General features: G+C 59.3%; 2 protein-coding genes and 1 pseudogene. All 3 read right to left on the bottom strand.

Features of this window, described 5'->3' with window-relative positions; genetic code table 11:
• Nucleotides 1-609 precede the first annotated feature (609 nt).
• Nucleotides 610-1,017 (bottom strand): GPW/gp25 family protein, encoded by a 408-nt coding sequence (locus I5W_RS09775; protein WP_017453318.1) that lies wholly within the window; start codon nucleotides 1,015-1,017, stop codon nucleotides 610-612.
• Between the two features lie 4 nt (nucleotides 1,018-1,021).
• Complete coding sequence (locus I5W_RS09770) at nucleotides 1,022-1,321, bottom strand: PAAR domain-containing protein (protein WP_026052157.1); 300 nt, start codon at nucleotides 1,319-1,321, stop codon at nucleotides 1,022-1,024.
• Between the two features lie 28 nt (nucleotides 1,322-1,349).
• Nucleotides 1,350-1,812 (bottom strand): annotated as a pseudogene (locus I5W_RS09765) (type VI secretion system tip protein VgrG); the annotation flags it as partial.

The following is a 1,812-nucleotide window of genomic DNA, read 5'->3' as shown; positions in this document are numbered from 1 at the left end:
GCCGGCACTGCCTCCTGNAGTGCAGAAACGCGCACCTGCGGCGCGTGCCAGCGCGCCTCGAAGGTGCGGTACAGCGCCAGCGCGGGCGCCTCGTAGAGGCTGTCGGCCAGATGCAGTTGCTGTTGCATATCGATGAACAGGGCGAGTTGCTGCGCCAGCACCTCGTCCACGCTTTTCTGCAAAAACTGCTGCACCGGATTGATGTCGCCATTGAGCTGGGCAAATCGCAGCCAGCGGTTCAGATGCACAAGCATGCTGTGTATCAGCGCCGCGCATTGGTTGATGAAATCGACATTCGCGGTCGCTTCATCGCGCAGGACGGCGGCCTGATGTTGCGGGTGGATCTGCATATAGGCAGCCTGGTAACGCAAATAATCGCAGGCGCTGATGGCGGCCAGCAGCACTGTCGGGTCCTTCATGAAGAAGGCCTGCCAGTCGCCGGCCTGCTGGTTGTTTTGGTCGTAATACAGAATCAGTTGGGCAAACTGGGCGACAAAGGCAAACCGGTCGCGCGCATCACGCGCGTCGATCACCACCGAGGCCGGATCAAGGGCCTTGGTCAGTGCGGTTTGTCTGTTGCTCAGATCCGATGGCATACCGGGCTTTCTGCTATAGATTGGTGGCTTCGATCAGCGAGAACGGATAGACATGGTTGTGCCTGGTATTGGTCTCCGGTATGCGATAACTGACATTGATCAGCAAAGTGCTGCCGTCGCTCGACAAGTTGGCATCGATCTGTTCCACGTTGATGCGCGGTTCGCTGTTGAGCAGCGCCAGCGACAGGTTCTGCATGATTTCCTCGCGCAGGCCGGTATCGATGCGGCGAAACAGATAGGTCGACAGATTGCTGCCAAAGCCGCTCGCCAGGGGGCGGCTGCCCAGTGTGGTCTTGAATATCAAGTCGATCGATTGCCTGATATTGTCCTGGCCGGCGCTCAACAGAAGCTGATAGTGGCTGTTGCTGAAGCTGGGCGGGAACGTCCAGCCGGTACCGAGAAAGCTTGCCTCAGTGCTCATCGCCTCAGCCTCCGATCATGACCGTGAAATCGCCCAGCACGATCGAGCCGCCGTGCGCCGTGGGGTCGCCCATGCGCGCGGCCGGCCGGCCGCCGATCATGACCGTGCTCGATCCCTTGACGATGGAGTCCGGCGGGCCGACACAAATGGCCATGTCACCCACGCAGGCTGCTGGCAATTTGCCGATGAGGACCGTCGGTGCGCAGGGACTGACAATCGGCCCGCCCACATGGGGAATCGGCGGCAATCCGGGCGTGACCATCGGGCATTGATGAAAATCGGTAAGACGGGCGGCTGGTGGCATCGCATGTTCCTCTCTGAACTGTCTGAAGCTAGTTGATCATGACCATCGCGGCCTTGAGGGTCAGTTGCACCCCGCCCTGCACGGCCGCTTCCATATTGCCCTTGGCGGTGTATTGCATGTTGGCCGTCTCGGTGATGTTGACCCCCTTGGTGGCCACGTCACCGCCCGAACTGCTCACCGTTACTCCGGTGTTGCCCTTGATCGAGACAGCCTGGTCTGCCTCCAGGCTGATGGTCTTGGGGCTTTTGATGGCAATGCCGGAGGCCGACATGACGATCGAATTGGCGTGCTCATCCTGGATCGATATCTGCTTGTTCTTGTCGTCCAGCACGATGGTGTTGTTGGAGGGCGTGATCAGGCTCAACACCTTGTTTTCGTCATCGAACAGAATGCGCAATTCGCTTTTGCTGACGATGGCCTTCATGCTGTTCTTGGCATTGGGCGTCAACGCCTGGTAGGGCTTGTTCTTCTGGCTGTAGAGGCTGCCCAGA

The organism is Herbaspirillum sp. B65 (assembly GCF_000333555.1).
Taxonomy (GTDB): Bacteria; Pseudomonadota; Gammaproteobacteria; order Burkholderiales; family Burkholderiaceae_D; genus Herbaspirillum; species Herbaspirillum rubrisubalbicans.
This window is presented reverse-complemented; position numbering and strand designations above follow the sequence as displayed.

What these genes read in the sequence shown, in the direction of transcription:
- I5W_RS09775 (WP_017453318.1), bottom strand. Translation starts at nt 1,017, where the DNA reads ATGAGCACTGAGGCAAGCTTTCTCGGTACCGGCTGGACGTTCCCGCCC.
- I5W_RS09770 (WP_026052157.1), bottom strand. Translation starts at nt 1,321, where the DNA reads ATGCCACCAGCCGCCCGTCTTACCGATTTTCATCAATGCCCGATGGTC.